This window comes from Pseudomonas floridensis (genome assembly GCF_002087235.1).
Classification (GTDB): Bacteria; Pseudomonadota; Gammaproteobacteria; order Pseudomonadales; family Pseudomonadaceae; genus Aquipseudomonas; species Aquipseudomonas floridensis.
In genome coordinates, this window is record NZ_MUIO01000018.1 from 19,807 (window position 1) to 36,109 (window position 16,303).

Below are 16,303 nucleotides of genomic sequence, written 5' to 3' on the forward strand. Positions count from 1 at the left end.
CATCTTTTCGTGCGTATGGATACGTTGTGCTTTACCCGCGCCGCGTCACCACCAGTTCAACCGCTGCAATGCGCTCGGCATCTTCATAACCTTCTTCAAGCAGCTCTTCCCCGAACACGTCCGGATCCAGTTCGCGGTAGGTCCAGGTCAGTTCTGCGTGATCGATCGCCTCTTTAACGGCGTCAAAGAACGGGTCCCGCTCTCCGGTCATGGCGACACCGGTATACAGCAGCAGCGAGCCGCCTGGTGCGAGGCGGTCGATGGCCTCGCGCACGATACGCACCGACAGGTCCGCGCCCAGCGAATCGCCGCCGTGGCGATAGGCGCGTTTTTGGGTGTCTTTCATGTACGGCGGATTGGCGACGATCAGATCGAAGCTGCCGGTCAGGCCTGTGAGCACATCACTGTGGCTGCATTCGAGATTGTCCAGCCCGGCGACGGTGGCGTTGACCTGCGCGAAGTGCAGCGCTTTGGGATTGATATCCACGGCGTGAACTTGCGCGTCCGGTCTTGCCTGAGCGATGAGCAGCGCCCCGGCGCCCGTGCCGCAGCCGATGTCCACGGCACGCTTGATCAGGTGTGATGTGCTGTGCAGATGCCGCTCAATCGACTGAGCGAAACGATAGGTATCCGGTCCGAAAAACACTGAGTCTTCATCGTGGGTCGGGTACGCCGAATGCACCAGCAGCAGGTCATTGAGGCTTGAAAACCTGACCCGGCTTTTCAAGCCGTCCTCACTTCTTTGCAGAACGCCGGCTTCCAGCAAGCCTTGTGCTTCCGAGACCGGCAGCATGGACTCCGGAATAATCCGGCTCCATCCGAATACGTCTCGCAACGACGATGCGGCGCGGTTTTCCGGACGATCATTGACCCGTTGATGGGTCAGAGGTGTCGGCGTGATGAAACGGTAACTGCCCGCTTTCAGCCGCTGCGCCAGGGCGATCAGTGCCGTGCGGTCCGGCAACGTCAGGCTCATGCTCGGGCTCCTGTCATACGCTCGGCCATGTGTGATACGAACAAGCGCGTGGCGTAGAGACCGGCGGCGCTCGCATGGCGTGCGGGTGACATGCTTTCGATCAATGCAGGCATCTTTTCGGCAGCGGCAACGCAGGCGAGTTTTCCGTGCAGTTCCCGGACATCCGGGTCGGCATCGACTTCGGCGTCAAGTGCCTGTGCCGGAGCGTACTGACCGCTGCCCGGCAAGTTGCGAAACCGTGAGCGGAACGCTTCGGGCAGGCGTTTACCGGCACTCGGCTGAGCGCTTCCATCCGCCAGCCAGTCACCGGCGATCCAGTCATGCACCAGCTGTTTTTCATAACCGTTGAACACACCGAACATGGGGGCTCCAACCCCTTCGAACAGTTGCCAGAAACGGCTGTGGATCGGGTCCTGGTGACGCTTGATCCAGCCGCGATTTTCCAGAACGTTGAGAAATTCAGGAATCTGATCCGGCTTGGCGAGCCACTCGTTGACGGTCTTGCCGTCCAGCCGACAGTAATCGGAATGCATGTGCTGGCCAAAGGTGCGCTTGCGCTCGAGCATGGCGATCACTTCCTGTTCCAGATCGAACGACTGAATCACTGCCGATGAACCAATGCCCAGTTCGTTGAGTTTGAACCCGCTGGCCACCCGACGATAGAACGCATCGCGCTCCTGCCCGGTCGGCAACAGCGACATGACACTTTGCGCAGCCTTGCGTGCATGGCCAGTGCTGGCGTTGTCGATAGTGACGTGCAGGGTGAAGTAATAAGGATCGATGCCCAGTTCGTTAAGCTCGAACGAGGTGATCAGCAAATGCAGGGGCAATTGCTCATAACCCAAGTTGTAGCCGATCACTTCGGGAAGGAACTCATCGCTCAAGTGCCCCAACGACAACTGGATAGCGCCCTGCAGATACGCCTCATCCTGCAACGGCACCGAGCCGTCGCAGTCCAGGTCAGCCATCAGCTTGCGGTACAGCGACACATGGTTCTGCGCCTGCTCGCCATCTCCCAGCTCTTCCAGATACGTGCGTATCAGCCCGTGGAACCGGTAATCCGCCCAATGTGGTAGCAGCCCGTACAGCCACGCCCCGTCCACCAGTTTGGTAGGCGCGACCTGCTGGATGAAATACATCGCATGGGCTTTGTTCTTGAAAAAGCGTCGCGGCTGACCGGCGCGGCGCTGTTCCAGATACAACGCATATTGCTCGGCGACCTGAGCGACGTTCTGCTCGATCCACTGCTCCAGCGCGTCCGGCTGCTCAGGAAGCTCGCAGGCTTCCCGGTCCGCCAGCGCCAGGCAACGTTCGAGAAAAACGACTGCTTCGTTTCGCTGCTCCGCAGCACCTTCACTCATGAGGGATTGATAGACAGCTTTTGATTCTTCTTCCACTACGGTCGGTTTGATGACAGTACTGCCTGTTATCAATTGAAGAGACGTCATAAAAATCGTACCTCGGCAGTTGAGAGTCGCGAGAGAAGCGGTCGCACGAGACTTTCTGTTGTTCTATAGAAAAAAGAGTATCTGGCTGTTTGGAAAATTCAGCGTTTCTTGTCGACTACCGATGGGTGGCATTTTGTCTGGCGGGAGACCGAGGAGTGAATCGCTAGGCGTAGATGGCTAGCCAGCCGCCAAAGACGCTATTCTCGCGCTACGTTTGAACATCTTGAATGGACGCTCATGAACAAGCCGCCCTCTGATTCAGAGCCTTGGGTCTGGCCATCCAGCCAGGTCAGTGCCTCTGACCGCGAAGCACTGTTGAGGCAAACGCCAGGCACGTTCTGGCTGACCGGGCTCAGTGGCTCGGGAAAATCGACCCTGGCGTTCGCGCTGGAACGCGCGCTGTTCGACATGGGCCGGGTGGCCTGCACGCTGGATGGCGATAATGTTCGTCAGGGGCTGTGTCGGGATCTGGGGTTTGGCGCGGCCGACAGATCGGAAAATATAAGGCGCATCGCCGAGGTCGCCCGGCTCATGAACGATTCGGGTCTGATCGTGATCACCTCGTTCATTTCCCCCTATCGGGATGATCGGCAAAGGGCTCGTTCGATCATCGGCGCTGACCGGTTTGTCGAAGTGTTCATCAGCACGCCGCTGGAAACCTGCATCAAGCGAGACCCCAAAGGGCTTTATCACAAGGCCTCGACCGGCGAGCTGAAAAACTTCACAGGTATCAGCGCTCCTTATGAGCAGCCGCTCAATGCCGACCTGCTTCTGGATACCAGCGCACTGTCGGTCGAGCAATGTCTGGAAAGGATCTTGCCCCTGTTGAAGAAGGAAGTTTAGGGTTGCCTGGCGAGCAAGCGGCGATGAATGCCGGAATCTGCTCAAGGGCCTGTACAGCGGCCGCGTGCTGCGATGAAGTGTCTGCCAAAGGCATCGCGGAGATCGAAAACGGCAAGCTGGCTGCAGCTCATGGCGGTGATGTTGCCAGACAGTAATCTGGTCCGACCGCATGAATGGAGCCTATCAGGCTCGCATCATGCGGTGTGCCGGCTTGTATATCCCGTCACACACTCACCGTCCACGGCACTCATTCGGGGCGTGAGTGTCGGGTATGCCAACTAATTCAAACTGCACGCCTACAAAAAAACCGGCTAAACGCCGGCTTTCGTGTGTGTCTTCAAGCTTGTCTCTCTACGAGGCATATCAATAACGACATATTGATGTCAGCGACGGGGTAAATGGTTGTCGAGCAAAGAGCCGACGCCGAATACACGGGTCGCCATGACGACCTGAAAGCCTCGGCGGGCCAAACGTGCTTGCGCCTCAAAGGACTGAAGGCCCTTATGAAACACTGCGTCGCTCAGTTCATTCGCATTCTGAAACGGTGAGAGCGAAGGGGGTGTCTTCATGATGTCTATCTCCATGTTCATCGAAAGCCGACGGCTGTTGCGCGTCAAAGCGCCTTGCCTTGGACGAATCCCGATCCCAGGTCTGCACCGGTAACAGGATTGGCTTGTGGATCGGACGTGGTGCGCGTTTTCATCGCTTCCAGGACTGCCGCATCGTCCGCGTTCAGCGTGACTGAAGCGGAACCGTCTCCGCCATCGACCGCAGGCTGTGGCGATTCGACGTATTCCCATTCTTCGCCCTGATTCCAGGCCCCGCGTACATTGGGCTCGCCAGACATATTGAAATACTTGTTGGTGAACTCGGGCATGCCTGGCAGCTTGCCTTGCGGGAAGTTGGGCTGGATGGCATGCAACGCTTTTTCAAAGGACAACTGGTGAGCGATTTCGCGCGTCATCAGAAAGCCCAGCGCCTCTTTCACGCCTGGGTCATCGGTGACGTTCATCAAGCGTTCGTAAACGATCTTGGCCCGTGCTTCGGCAGCGATGTTGGAACGAAAGTCGGCAGTGGGTTCGCCAATGGTGTCGATATAGGCGGCGGTCCAGGGCACACCCGCGGAGTTGACCAAAGGCGCGCCTGCGCCATAGAGCAGGCTGGTGATGTGCGAGTCATTGCCTGCGCCATTGAGGGCCCGGTACAACTCGCCTTCCTCCTGAATGCCTTCGGCCAACTGGCCCTTGGCACCTTTGTTGAGCATGACAATAATGGAGCCGACGATTTCCAGATGGCTGAGCTCCTCTGTTGCGATGTCCATCAACAGGTCTTTGCGACCTGGATCGTCTTCACTCAAACCCTGGGTAAAGTAGCGTCCCGCAGCGGCAAGCTCGCCTTGAGCGCCGCCGAATTGCTCCAGCAGAAGGTTGGCAAGTCCCGGGTTTGGACGGGCTACACGGACGGTGTACTGAAGGCGCTTGTTATGTATGAACATATCGTTTCCTCAGGCTGACTCTCTTGGGAAGCGTCGACTCACACGAGGTGAGCGTGACATGACGCAGTCAAGAGTTATGAGAAAGCGCGTGGCGGAATGTTGCTCGCAATGAGCATTTACAGGATGGGTGGTTAAATAAATCGAGTTCAATAGAATTTCGTTATTTCCTACGTCTGTGTAAAAACATACTTGAACAGTCCGCACGGCTTCTGAATACAGGGGCCGTATACGTATTTGTCAAACGGCTTGATAAACAGGCAGTTTTTCGCCGTTATTAACAATAACTATGGTCTGGTTTTTTGAAGTTGAGTATCAGGAATGATTGAAAGAGGTGGCCATGTGATATCGCATAAAAAGCCTGCGTAAATACTTGGAATTTTTCGAAACCACCACGATCTGTTTTGCGAGTGGACAAAGCAGGAGCAACAAAATGGCAGATGAAAAACACTACCGGATCGATTATTTGCTGCACGGTAGCTATAAGACCTTCTATATCAGGGCCGTCAACATGGACAATCAGGAAGCCTGGCACTGGGCGACGGTCGATGCCGGTTTTGGCTCCATTCCCAAGTATCGATCCGATCGGGTGCCTAAGCTGAGCAAACCCCAGGCTGAAAAGCTCGGGCTGTCGAATGTGGAATGGAAGAGGGCGTGAGGCTTCAAGGTAAAGCGACAAACGACCTTCACCACGTGCAGCCTTGAAGTCGCACGGCGGTGAATGGAGGCGATGTGATTGATCTTATTCAGTGGCCAGCCATGGCCGTGACGGTTGTGGCGGCCTGGTTCATCGGGTCCCAGCAACCGCAGAAGCGGATGCTTGCCTTCTGGTGCTTCATCCTCAGCAACGTTCTCTGGGTCATCTGGGGCCTTCACGCAAACGCCTATGCGCTGATCGTGCTGCAACTTTTTTTGGGTGCGATCAATTTGAGAGGTTTCAGAAAGAATCGACAAGGCGCCAGAAACGATTCAGGACGCTGACTGCTTTGCGTTCGCCACGCGTTTTGGCCGGTCTCCATTTGAAACAGTGAGTTACACAAAGCCCATCTTCGCGTTATTGACAGGCGTTGGTTTTACGTCGCGTTTTCCTCCTCACGTTTCCTCCAGATAGGCCGATAGATCGGTATCGGAATGCATGACCCCTATTGAACTAACCAATGAGGGCAGGCTCTGAAATGATGTCACAATGCCTTCATCTGGTCAGATCCATCCTTCCAGTTGTAAACGTGACTCACTGCCCACCTGTCACGATGTAAAGAAGGGAGTTCTTTCAGCCGGATCAGGCCCCCTATTAAAAAGAGAACGATATGAACATCCTGTCGCCCGGTATCTACCTGACTAACCGCCTGCGTTTCCCTGCCAAATTCGCTGTACTGGCCATGATCATTATCATTCCGCTCCTGGTCCTCGGGATGCGGGTTTTCAACAGCCTCAATGCAAGTATCGACACCGTTGCCCAAGAGCGTCTGGGCCGGGAATACCTCCATGTCGTCACACCGGTGTTGCGCCTGTCGATGCTGCAGCGGGCGTTGAGCAATCGGGTTCTGTCAGGGGACGGTTCCGCCACGCAGGATCTGGCAAACAATCGCACCCAGCTTGAAACGGCATTCGCCAATCTGGCCGACATCGACGCACGTCATGGCCGCACGCTGGAGACCGAAGGTCGCGTGCAACGCTTGCTCGAAAGCGCCCGGTCGCTGATGGACAGCGTCAAGCCTGGTGCCGTGCCGGAGGAGATGTTCGCCAAGTGGAATGAACAACTGACCCAGACGCTCAACCTCATTTATTACCTGTCGGCCACGTCCGGTCTGGTGCTCGATGAAGACTACGCATCGCTGTTCCTGATAGACCTGAGCACCATCCGCATGCCTCGTCAGATCAACGTTGTGGGACAGATTCGTGGCATCGCAGCGGGCCTGAGCTCGGGCAATAATCTGAGTCCGGCCATGCTTGGCTCACTCGACGGGCTGTTCAAACAGGAAGCGCAGACACGGCTTGAACTCGAGCAGAGCATTCGCCTGCTCAAGCGTCGCGATCCTGAACTGAGCGAGCGGGTCAACGGGCCAGTCGTCACGGCCATCGCGGCAATGGACAGCTTGCGCGGTGACCTTCAGGCCTATGTAAAGGGTGCGGACCTATCGGTGCAGCAAGGCCAGGCCTTGAGTGCTCGCGGCAACGTGGTGGTCGCGTCGTTCTACAAGGCGCAGGACGAAATCCAGAGTGCATTGCAGGGCGAACTGGACTCCCGTTACGAGGCGCTGCTGGTGCAGCGTGAAACGGTCATCGCCATGTGCGTGATCATGGGCTTGTTGCTGCTCTACGCCTTCTGCAGCATCTATCGTGCGTTGCGCCAGGCGATCGACGGCTTGCTCGAAGTTACGCGCCGTCTGGGCGAAGGTGATCTGAGTGCGCGTGTTCAGGTCGGCAGTCAGGACGAAGTGGCGGATATCGGCAACGGTCTGAACCGGATGGCCGAAGCATTTGCAGGCTCCATTTCGCACATGGATCGCACCTCTTACGAACTGTCCGAAGTCGCCGCCCGACTGGGTAACTCCATCAGCCTGGCCAAGGAGTCGATGAACGCCCAGCAGGCCGAAACCGAACAGGTGGCCACCGCCATCAACGAAATGACCGCCAGTGTCGCCGACGTCGCGCAGAACACGGAAGGCGCCGCGCAGGCCGCAGATGAAGCCAACACTGCGTCGCGCACCGGGTTGAGGGTTATGCACCAGGCGCATTCCACCATTCAGGCGCTTGCCGAAGAAGTCGAACTCAGCGCGCAGAAAGTACAGGCACTGGCGGCGCACAGCCAGTCAATCGGCGGCGTGATTCAGGTCATCAGCACCATCGCCGACCAGACCAATCTGCTGGCATTGAACGCCGCCATCGAAGCGGCGCGTGCCGGCGAGCAGGGGCGTGGTTTTGCGGTCGTCGCTGACGAAGTGCGTACCCTGGCGTCGCGTACTCAGGCGTCCACCGAAGAAATCCGTACGATCATCCAGCAGCTGCAAGGCGCGACCGAAGCCGCCGTGCAGCAGATGCAGGCCGGTCAGCAGAAAGCCCAGGCGTGCATCAGCGCGGCGGGCGAAGCCTCGGGCAGCCTGTCGAGCATCAGCCAGGGCGTGGAGCGTATCGTTGAAATGAACACCCAGATCGCCAGCGCTGCCGTGCAGCAGCATGCGGTGTCCGAAGACATCAACCGCAACGTGATGGGTATCCGCAGCAGCTCCGGAACGCTGATGCAAGGCATCGAAAACAACGCCACCACCGCTGACGAACTGGGTCGCGTCGCCACTGAAATGCGCTCGGTCGTATCGCGCTTCAAACTGGGTGCCTGACCCTCACGCACTGATCGTGAACTGCGCCTCACAGGTCCGGCCTCTGCCCGGTCCTTGAGGCGCATCCAGCCAGCACTCATCCCTCCTCAAAACATCTCCCCGACAACGGTCCCGAATGGTCTCCGGCATTCATTCTGTCTTTTCGATCAAGTTTTGACGGGTGCCAGCCGATAGCTCTAGCGCGCAGGTTTGCTGTTCATAAAAACAAATCTTCAGCTCTTTCGTTGCGCATAAAAAGCATATTCAGGAGATTTCATGAACAGTAGCTTTGCGAACATCAGCGTCAACATGAAGTTGGCTCTGGGTTTTGGAACAGTCCTTTTCTTCACTGCGATACTCGCCCTGGTCGGCTGGACCAGCCTCGACAAGCTCATCTACCGCACCGACAGAATCGGTGACATCACCCAACTCGGCAACAAACTGACCGACCTGCGAATTGCGCGACTGCAGTACATGCTGACCGACGGTGACGAAACCGCCGCGCAGAACATGCAGAGCAAGCTGGATGTCTTCAAGCAGCATCAGCAGTTACTGCTGAATACCTTCACCAACCCGGCCAACGTCAAGCCGCTCAGACAGCTCAGCGATGCCATCCGCAGCTACGAAGCCTCGCTGAATCAGATGCGTGCGGTTTACCAGTCCGGTACCAGGGTGCGTGCCGACATGACGGCCAATGCCGCCGCGGCCATGAAGTCCATCGACACGCTCAACGATACCGTCATGCAGCTGGATGCGTCCGACCCTGCACGTTTCGATCAGGTCCAGTGGGTGAACGCTGCGCGTCAGGACCTGATTCTGGTGCGCTACGAAGTACGCGGCTACACCGGCAAGCCTGATGACAAGTCGGAAAAGGCAGTCTTCCGGCAACTGGATACCGCCCTTCAGCACCTGGACAGCCTCAAGTCCACGTTTGGCGCCGACAACGCGGCCAACATCGTGCAACTGGAAAATGCCCTGCGCAGCTACCGCGCCTCGGTCGAAGCGTTCAAGGCGACGACCGTGGAAGCCACCACGGTGCGCAAGGACCTGACCACACAGGGCGCGACCATCGTCAAGCTGGGCGATGAGCTCTATGACCTGCAAATGAAACTCGGCGATGCGGACACCGCTCAGGCGCGCAATCTGCAGATCGGCTGCATCCTGCTGGTGCTGGTACTCGGCGTTCTGGCGGCGGTCACCATCACGCGGCAAATCACCCGTCCGTTGCAGGACACACTGGCGATTGTTGATCGCATTGCAGCCGGCGACCTGACCCACACTGTCATCGTCACCCGCCGCGACGAACTGGGCGTGCTGCAGCAAGGCATCCAGCGCATGGGCGCGACCCTGCGTGATTTGATCTCCGGCATTCGTGACGGCGTGACGCAGATTGCCAGCGCAGCCGAAGAACTGTCGGCGGTCACCGAGCAGACCAGCGCAGGCGTCAACAGCCAGAAGATCGAAACCGATCAGGTCGCCACAGCCATGAACGAGATGTCGGCCACCGTGCACGAAGTGGCGCGCAACGCCGAGCAGGCCTCCGTTGCGGCCTCCGATGCCGATAAAGAGGCCCGCGCCGGTGACAGGGTAGTGGGTGAGGCCATCGGCCAGATCGAGCGTCTGGCTGCCGAAGTCATCCGCTCGTCCGACGCCATGACGGTGCTCGAGCAAGAGAGCGACAAGATCGGCAAAGTCATGGACGTGATCAAGGCGGTGGCCGAACAGACCAACCTGCTGGCGCTCAATGCGGCCATCGAAGCGGCGCGCGCAGGTGAGGCTGGACGCGGTTTTGCCGTCGTCGCGGACGAGGTGCGCGGTCTGGCGCAACGTACTCAGCAATCGACCGAAGAAATCGAAAGTCTGGTGGCGGGCCTGCAGAACGGCACGCGTCAGGTCTCGGAAATCATGCTGGGCAGCCGCACGCTGACCGACAGCAGCGTCGAGTTGACGCGCAAGGCCGGAGTGTCGCTGGAAAGCATTACCCGGACCGTGTCGAACATTCAGGCGATGAATCAGCAAATCGCTGCGGCCGCCGAGCAGCAAAGCTCAGTGGCGGACGAGATCAGCCGCAGTATCGTCAACGTTCGCGACGTATCCGAGCAGACTGCCGAAGCCAGCGAAGAAACCGCCGCGTCCAGCGTCGAACTGGCCCGTCTTGGTGGGCAGTTGCAGATGCTGGTCAGTCACTTCCGCGTTTGATCCCTATCCGTTGTGGGAGCTACCTCCGGGTTTGATCCCTATCCATTGTGGGAGTCACTTCCGGGTTTGATGCCTATCCGTGTGGGAGCGGACTTGTCCGCGAAAAGATCGCTACACCCGATGCGCGGATCGCAACACAGGCGTCACGGACACGTCCGCTCCTGCGGACCTGTCATGCGGCGTCAACGCTGCGGCGGGGTCGGCAGGTAGGCGTCGCGGATGTGCTGCAGCTCGCCGCGACGCTGCATGTCTAGGATCGCCGCATCGACTCTCGGCAGCAGCGCCGCATGCCTGTTCGACAGCATGATCGACAGGCTCGACTCGGTCAGCAGCGCGCCCTGGCGAAACCGGTCGGGGGCGATCTGGTGGGTGCTGATCAGGTAGTCATACAGGTCGTCGACCATCGCAACGGCGTCCACGCGCCGGCTCGACAACAATTCAAGCAGCGCTGAATCCTCCGAGGTTTCCAGGCGGGTGACGCGCTTTTCCTGCAGGGCGGTGTCCAGCGCGCGGTAGATATAGCCCCGGACCATGCCGATCGTTACATCATGCAGTTCGCTCAGTGGCGTTTTATAGCGTGGATCATCTGCGGCGAAGTACAGGTGTTCGCGCACCGTGAGGTAAGGAGCCGAAAATACGAACCTGTTCTGGTTCTGCGCGCTGGTCCATTCCGGCGATTCAGCGTAACTGATATCGATCTGTTCCTTGTCTAGCATCACCTTCATACGGTTGGCCGGGTAGGAAATAAAACGGACATCGATAGTCGCCTGTTTGAATACCTGACGGGCAATGTCCGTGGAGACGCCGCGCAACGTGCCGTACTCGTCGGTGTAGACAAAAGGACGCCATTCTGTGCTGGCGGCGACATACGTCTGTGCCTGCGCCACGGGTTGTAACCCTGCCAAGGCGCACCCGATGACGAGAAAACGAAATAGCCTCATTCGATACCCTTTCGCAGTGCCGACCGACAATGAGTCTGTATATACCTTGGTATATGACATTCATACTTTCGGGTCGACACGCTCTACGTTTGCAGGTTTTAAACACGGGTCAAAAGTCGATAAGCTTTCATTCAACCTGTGGTTAAACATCCACTGCCATTTCTCTGTATCCGCTGACAGTCCGTTTTCTGAAACGTTGTCGGTGCGAGCCCGTGCAGCCGTTTCGAGGTGAGCAAATGCATTCGATATTCGAACCTGGCAAAAGCCTGCGCGCCACTCGATATGGCGAAGTCAGAGCTCGCGTGCCTTATGCGGCCGACCTCGCCTGCCTGGCGTTACTGATGCTGGTGGTCGCCTTGTTGCTGCACGGCATCGGGCAAATGTTCCAGCCATTGTCATTGCTGACTTCAAGCCCGGTGACGCTCGATCCGGCCCGTCTGCCTGAATATGCGCTGCGCACGACATTGCGCATGTTCATCGCCTTGGCCGCGTCGCTGATCTTCACCTTTATCGTGGCCACGCTGGCGGCCAAAAGTCGCAAGGCTGAACAGGTGATCATTCCGGCGCTGGATATTCTTCAATCGGTTCCGGTACTGGGGTTTCTGACGTTCACCGTGACTTTCTTCACCGGGCTGTTTCCCGGTCGGCAACTGGGTGTCGAGTGCGCTGCGATCTTTGCCATCTTCACCAGCCAGGCCTGGAACATGGCGTTCAGTTTTTATCAGTCGCTGCGCACCGTGCCGAACGACCTGCATGAAGTCAGTCGCCAGTTCGGTCTGTCACCGGTACTCAGGTTCACCCGGCTGGAACTGCCTTTCGCCATTCCGGGGCTGGTCTGGAACATGATGATGTCGATGTCTGGCGGCTGGTTTTTCGTGGTGGCCTGCGAAGCGATATCGGTCGGTGACACCACCGTCAATCTGCCCGGCATCGGCTCATGGCTGGCGCTGGCGATCGAGCAGAAAGACCTGGCGGCGATTGCCTGGGCCGTGGCTGCGATGGCGCTGGTGATTCTGGCTTACGACCAGTTGCTGTTTCGGCCGGTGGTGGCGTGGGCGGACAAATTCCGCTTCGAACAGACCGCATCGCTGAAGCGTCCGCGCTCCTGGATGTACCGCCTGCTCGGACGTTCCCGACTGGCGCCACTGCTGGGCGCTGTGCTGGCCGCGCCCTGGAAGACTGTGATGCTGATCGACTGGAGCCTGTTGACGCGTTTCTGGAAAGTGCGCCCGACGCCTGGCGTCAGCCGGTTGCTCGACAACCTCTGGCTGGGACTGGTGATTGCTGCGTGTGTCGCGGGCAGTGTCGCGCTGTTCCGGTTCATCGAGGCCTCGCTGGGACTGACGGATCTGGCGACCGCGTTCGGCCTCGGCCTGGCAACCATGCTGCGGGTGAGTGTGCTGATTGTGATCGCCAGCGTGATCTGGGTGCCGATTGGCGTATGGATCGGGCTGCGTCCGGTATGGGCCGAGCGGCTGCAACCGATTGCACAGTTTCTGGCGGCCTTCCCGGCGAACGTGCTGTTTCCCTTCGCGGTGATCGCCATCGTCGGACTGCACCTGAACCCCGACATCTGGCTGTCGCCGTTGATGGTGCTGGGTACGCAGTGGTACATCCTGTTCAACGTCATCGCCGGTGCCAGTGCCTTGCCCACCGACCTGCGCGAGGCCGCCACGCTGTTCAACATGCGTGGCTGGCAGTGGTGGCGTCGGGTCGCGCTGCCAGGCGTTTTTCCGTACTACGTCACCGGTGCCCTGACGGCGTCGGGCGGGTCGTGGAACGCCAGCATCGTGGCCGAGGCCGTGTCCTGGGGCGATAAACATCTGGAGGCCGCCGGGCTGGGGTCGTACATCGCCAACGCCACCCAGGCGGGCGACTACGCGCGGGTCGCGCTGGGCATCGCGGTGATGTCGGTCTTCGTGATCGCATTCAACCGGCTGCTGTGGCGTCCGCTGTACGGGTTCGCCGAGCGACGCCTGAGTCTTGTCTGAATCTTGCCTGAAGGAGGGCGCCACTATGATGGCTGTCGAAAAACGTTGCCTGGTGGATGTGCAGAAGGTTCGACATGTGTACGGCAAGGCCAGCAAAGAGCGGCTGGTGCTGGACGACGTAACGCTGCAACTCAACGAAAACGAAATCATTGGTCTGCTCGGCCGGTCCGGCTCGGGCAAGTCCACGTTGCTGCGCTCCATTGCGGGCCTGGTGGTGCCGACCGAAGGTCAGGTGACCTTCCCCAACCATGCGCCGGGAAAGGCCATGTCGGTGGGCATGGTGTTCCAGAGCTTTGCGCTGTTTCCCTGGCTGACGGTGCTGCAGAACGTCGAAGTCGGGCTCGAAGCTCAAGGTGTGCCGGCGCAGGCGCGACGCAAACGCGCGCTGGCGGCCATTGACCTGATCGGTCTGGACGGTTTCGAGAGCGCTTACCCCAAGGAGCTCTCGGGCGGTATGCGTCAGCGGGTCGGCATGGCCCGTGCGCTGGTGATCGACCCGGACGTGCTGCTGATGGACGAGCCCTTCTCGGCGCTCGATGTCCTGACGGCGGAAACCCTGCGTACCGATCTGCTGGACATGTGGAGCGAAGGGCGCATGCCCATCAAATCGATCCTGATGGTCACCCACAACATCGCCGAGGCCGTGCTGATGTGCGACCGCATTCTGCTGTTCTCCTCCAATCCCGGGCGAGTGATCAGCGAAATCAAGGTCGACCTGCCGCAGCCGCGCAACCGTCAGGACCCGGTGTTTCAGGCGCTGGTCGAGGAGATCTATGTGCTGATGACCCAGGACAGCGACGCGGGGGAAATCCGTCAGGGCGTGTTCCCCGGCACCGGGTTGGGCATGGTGCTGCCGCAGGTGTCCACCAACGCGCTGGCCGGTCTGATCGAGGCGATTCATGCGCCGCCCTATGGCATGAAGGCCGATCTGCCGGAGCTGGCCGGTGCGCTGCATTACAACGCAGACGAGCTGTTTCCGATTGCCGAGGTGCTGCAGCTGCTGCGCTTCGCTGAACTCAAGGGTGGCGACATCCGCCTGTTGCCTGCCGCGAATCGCTATGCGCTGGCGGATGTTGACGAGCGCAAGCAACTGTTCGCCCAGCATCTGTTGAGCTTCGTGCCGCTGGTGGCGCACATTCGACGGGTGCTGGATGATCGCCCGACGCATGTCGCGCCGGCGCGCCGTTTTCGCGATCAACTGGAAGATTTCATGTCCGAGAGCGATGCCCGTCAGACACTGGACGCCGTCACCCAATGGGGACGTTATGCCGAACTGTTCGCCTACGATGAGCTGGCCGATCAGTTCAGTCTGGACAACCCTTCCTGACGCGGGTCAGCCATACTGCGCGGGCCCTTTGAACGAGCGAGATGTTGCAGATGCGCGAGCCTGAATCCTTTGGCAAGGCCGCAATGGCGATCAGGCTGGCCGCCTTGCTGGGGCTGGCAATCGTCATTGCCATCGCCGATACCCTGACTGACCTGGAAATCGCCGTCGGCGTATTCCAGATCGCCGTGGTGCTGATGGCGGTCAGGTTCCTGCCGGTGGGCGGCGTGATTGCCGTGGCGCTGACCTGCATGGCGCTGACGGTGCTCAGTTACGAATTGACCTTGTCCCGTGGCAGCGAGGCGGCTTTGATCAACTGCGTCATCAGCCTGGCGGCCATTGCGATGGCCACTTACCTGGCGTTGCGCATGGCGGTGGCCATCCGCTCGGTTCACGAAGCCCGCTCACAGCTTGCGCAGATCGCCAGGGTCAACATGCTGGGCGAGCTGACCGCGTCCATCGCCCATGAAATCAACCAGCCATTGTCGGCCATCGTCACCAGCGGCAACGCCTGCACGCGCTGGCTGGCCGCCGAACCCGCCAATCTGGACCGTGCGCGGCAGGCGCTGGCGCGCATGATCGGCGACGCCAACCGGGCGGGGGATATCATCGTGCGCGTGCGCGCCCTGGCCAAGCGGTCGGCGGCGCACAAGGAATGGATCAATGTGGCGGACACCGTGGCCGAAATCGTTTCATTGGCGCACAGTGAAATCGACGGCCAGCAGGTCACGCTCGACGTCGAGGTGTCCGAAGGGTTGCCGCCGCTGCTGGCTGACAGAGTGCAGATCCAGCAAGTGGTGCTGAACCTGATGCTCAATGCAGTGGATGCCATGAGGAAGGTCGAGCCCGGCAAGGCCAGGCTGAAAGTGGTGGTGGACTTGAACGCGGGCGGCGAGGTGAGATTCTCGGTCAGTGACAACGGCATCGGCGTGCAACCGGAAAACCTGGAGCGAATCTTCGACGCGTTTTACACGACCAAGGAGGAGGGGATGGGAATCGGTCTGGCGATCAGTCGCTCGATCATCGAAGCCCATGGCGGACGAATCTGGGTCACGCCCAATCCGTCCGTCGGTGCTACGTTTCATTTCACCCTGCCCACTGGAAAGATGGAATCCTGATGAAAACGATCGACACCGCGACGCAGGCTGAAGAGCCGGTCATTTATGTGATCGACGATGACCTGTCGGTGCGCACGTCACTGGAGGATCTGCTGGCCTCGGTCGGGCTGCGCAGCCAGTTGTTCGGCTCCACGCAACAGTTCATGGACACGCCGCGACAGGATGCGCCGGGCTGCCTGATTCTGGACATTCGCATGCCCGGTATGAGCGGTCTGGATTTTCAGGAACAGATGGCGCGTTCGGGGATTTTCCTGCCTGTCATCTTCATCACCGGGCATGGCGACATTCCCATGTCGGTACGGGCGATGAAAGCCGGGGCGGTGGAGTTTCTGACCAAACCATTCCGCGAGCAGGACTTGCTGGATGCGATTCAACAAGGGCTGGCGCTGGATCGCGTGCGCCGTCAGAACGCTGCGGTCGAAGCCGAACTGCGCCGTCGCTACGCAAGCCTCAATCAGGGAGAGCAGCAGGTGATGGCGCTGGTGGTCAGCGGCCTGCTGAACAAGCAAATCGCGTCCCGTCTTAACGTCAGCGAAATCACCGTGAAAGTCCGCCGCGGCTCGGTGATGCGCAAGATGGAAGCCGACTCGCTGGCCGAACTGGTCAAGTTTGCCGAGCGGTTGCAGGTCCAATCGTGAATCTTCGCTCATGAGC

Annotated in this window: 13 protein-coding genes and 3 pseudogenes; 11 read left to right on the forward strand and 5 right to left on the reverse strand. The window is 59.2% G+C overall.

The genetic code is table 11. From position 1 onward, the window contains the following. Window positions 1-31 precede the first annotated feature (31 nt). Both BZK31_RS06145 and BZK31_RS06150 read right to left on the reverse strand, forming a co-directional pair. Window positions 32-976 carry a methyltransferase gene (locus BZK31_RS06145; protein WP_083181903.1) on the reverse strand — a complete coding sequence of 315 codons (945 nt, stop codon included), beginning with the start codon at window positions 974-976 and terminating at the stop codon, window positions 32-34. Further along, window positions 973-2,424 carry an iron-containing redox enzyme family protein gene (locus BZK31_RS06150; RefSeq protein WP_083181904.1) on the reverse strand — a complete coding sequence of 484 codons (1,452 nt, stop codon included), beginning with the start codon at window positions 2,422-2,424 and terminating at the stop codon, window positions 973-975. The genes BZK31_RS06145 and BZK31_RS06150 overlap by 4 nt, the downstream gene beginning before the upstream one ends. A 237-nt stretch (window positions 2,425-2,661) precedes the next feature. Between BZK31_RS06150 and cysC the strand changes: the two genes are divergently transcribed. Further along, the gene (cysC, locus tag BZK31_RS06155; RefSeq protein ID WP_083181905.1) at window positions 2,662-3,267 is read left to right on the forward strand and encodes an adenylyl-sulfate kinase; all 606 of its coding nucleotides are present in this window, start codon (window positions 2,662-2,664) and stop codon (window positions 3,265-3,267) included. Between the two features lie 383 nt (window positions 3,268-3,650). On the opposite strand, the gene BZK31_RS30015 is transcribed toward cysC, so the two are convergent. Continuing rightward, entirely contained in the window at window positions 3,651-3,836 is a 186-nt protein-coding gene (locus BZK31_RS30015; protein ID WP_083181906.1) for a hypothetical protein, read from the reverse strand. Between the two features lie 44 nt (window positions 3,837-3,880). Continuing rightward, a complete protein-coding gene (locus BZK31_RS06165) occupies window positions 3,881-4,762 on the reverse strand; it encodes a manganese catalase family protein (protein WP_083181907.1) in 882 nt (293 codons plus the stop codon). 430 nt (window positions 4,763-5,192) lie between these two features. Between BZK31_RS06165 and BZK31_RS06170 the strand changes: the two genes are divergently transcribed. From BZK31_RS06170 to BZK31_RS30770, 6 genes and pseudogenes are all read left to right on the forward strand, one after another. Further along, window positions 5,193-5,417, forward strand: a complete 225-nt coding sequence (locus BZK31_RS06170) for a DUF6555 family protein (RefSeq protein ID WP_083181908.1) — start codon at window positions 5,193-5,195, stop codon at window positions 5,415-5,417. Between the two features lie 101 nt (window positions 5,418-5,518). Beyond that, window positions 5,519-5,740, forward strand: coding sequence for a hypothetical protein (locus BZK31_RS06175; protein WP_083181949.1), 222 nt, complete (start codon window positions 5,519-5,521; stop codon window positions 5,738-5,740). A 1,319-nt stretch (window positions 5,741-7,059) separates the two neighbouring features. Then, window positions 7,060-7,227 (forward strand): annotated as a pseudogene (locus BZK31_RS30545) (HAMP domain-containing protein); the annotation flags it as partial. A 108-nt stretch (window positions 7,228-7,335) separates the two neighbouring features. After that, window positions 7,336-8,097, forward strand: a complete 762-nt coding sequence (locus BZK31_RS30550) for a methyl-accepting chemotaxis protein (protein ID WP_415639683.1) — start codon at window positions 7,336-7,338, stop codon at window positions 8,095-8,097. Between the two features lie 288 nt (window positions 8,098-8,385). Next, window positions 8,386-9,372 (forward strand): annotated as a pseudogene (locus BZK31_RS30765) (methyl-accepting chemotaxis protein); the annotation flags it as partial. Between the two features lie 309 nt (window positions 9,373-9,681). Continuing rightward, window positions 9,682-10,275: pseudogene (locus tag BZK31_RS30770) on the forward strand (methyl-accepting chemotaxis protein); the annotation flags it as partial. A gap of 182 nt (window positions 10,276-10,457) precedes the next feature. Here the strand turns inward: BZK31_RS30770 and BZK31_RS06190 are convergent. Further along, the gene (locus BZK31_RS06190) at window positions 10,458-11,276 is read right to left on the reverse strand and encodes a substrate-binding periplasmic protein (RefSeq protein WP_083181911.1); all 819 of its coding nucleotides are present in this window, start codon (window positions 11,274-11,276) and stop codon (window positions 10,458-10,460) included. A 176-nt stretch (window positions 11,277-11,452) separates the two neighbouring features. Between BZK31_RS06190 and BZK31_RS06195 the strand changes: the two genes are divergently transcribed. Genes BZK31_RS06195 through BZK31_RS06210 form a run of 4 tightly spaced genes read left to right on the forward strand, consistent with a single transcriptional unit; the run spans window position 11,453 to window position 16,287 of the window. Then, window positions 11,453-13,207 (forward strand): ABC transporter permease, encoded by a 1,755-nt coding sequence (locus BZK31_RS06195; protein WP_083181912.1) that lies wholly within the window; start codon window positions 11,453-11,455, stop codon window positions 13,205-13,207. 25 nt (window positions 13,208-13,232) lie between these two features. After that, entirely contained in the window at window positions 13,233-14,534 is a 1,302-nt protein-coding gene (locus tag BZK31_RS06200; protein ID WP_083181913.1) for an ABC transporter ATP-binding protein, read from the forward strand. A gap of 50 nt (window positions 14,535-14,584) precedes the next feature. After that, the gene (locus tag BZK31_RS06205) at window positions 14,585-15,649 is read left to right on the forward strand and encodes a sensor histidine kinase (RefSeq protein WP_083181950.1); all 1,065 of its coding nucleotides are present in this window, start codon (window positions 14,585-14,587) and stop codon (window positions 15,647-15,649) included. Beyond that, window positions 15,649-16,287 carry a response regulator transcription factor gene (locus BZK31_RS06210; protein WP_083181914.1) on the forward strand — a complete coding sequence of 213 codons (639 nt, stop codon included), beginning with the start codon at window positions 15,649-15,651 and terminating at the stop codon, window positions 16,285-16,287. The genes BZK31_RS06205 and BZK31_RS06210 overlap by 1 nt, the downstream gene beginning before the upstream one ends. The last annotated feature ends 16 nt before the right edge of the window (window positions 16,288-16,303 follow it).

Coding starts and splice junctions, on each gene's coding strand:
- BZK31_RS06145 (WP_083181903.1), bottom strand. CDS start 976: ATGAGCCTGACGTTGCCGGACCGCACGGCACTGATCGCCCTGGCGCAG.
- BZK31_RS06210 (WP_083181914.1), top strand. CDS start 15,649: ATGAAAACGATCGACACCGCGACGCAGGCTGAAGAGCCGGTCATTTAT.
- BZK31_RS06205 (WP_083181950.1), top strand. CDS start 14,585: ATGCGCGAGCCTGAATCCTTTGGCAAGGCCGCAATGGCGATCAGGCTG.
- BZK31_RS06150 (WP_083181904.1), bottom strand. CDS start 2,424: ATGACGTCTCTTCAATTGATAACAGGCAGTACTGTCATCAAACCGACC.
- BZK31_RS06195 (WP_083181912.1), top strand. CDS start 11,453: ATGCATTCGATATTCGAACCTGGCAAAAGCCTGCGCGCCACTCGATAT.
- BZK31_RS06170 (WP_083181908.1), top strand. CDS start 5,193: ATGGCAGATGAAAAACACTACCGGATCGATTATTTGCTGCACGGTAGC.
- BZK31_RS30550 (WP_415639683.1), top strand. CDS start 7,336: ATGAACGCCCAGCAGGCCGAAACCGAACAGGTGGCCACCGCCATCAAC.
- BZK31_RS06190 (WP_083181911.1), bottom strand. CDS start 11,276: ATGTCATATACCAAGGTATATACAGACTCATTGTCGGTCGGCACTGCG.
- BZK31_RS06200 (WP_083181913.1), top strand. CDS start 13,233: ATGATGGCTGTCGAAAAACGTTGCCTGGTGGATGTGCAGAAGGTTCGA.
- BZK31_RS06175 (WP_083181949.1), top strand. CDS start 5,519: ATGGCCGTGACGGTTGTGGCGGCCTGGTTCATCGGGTCCCAGCAACCG.
- BZK31_RS06165 (WP_083181907.1), bottom strand. CDS start 4,762: ATGTTCATACATAACAAGCGCCTTCAGTACACCGTCCGTGTAGCCCGT.
- BZK31_RS30015 (WP_083181906.1), bottom strand. CDS start 3,836: ATGAAGACACCCCCTTCGCTCTCACCGTTTCAGAATGCGAATGAACTG.
- cysC (WP_083181905.1), top strand. CDS start 2,662: ATGAACAAGCCGCCCTCTGATTCAGAGCCTTGGGTCTGGCCATCCAGC.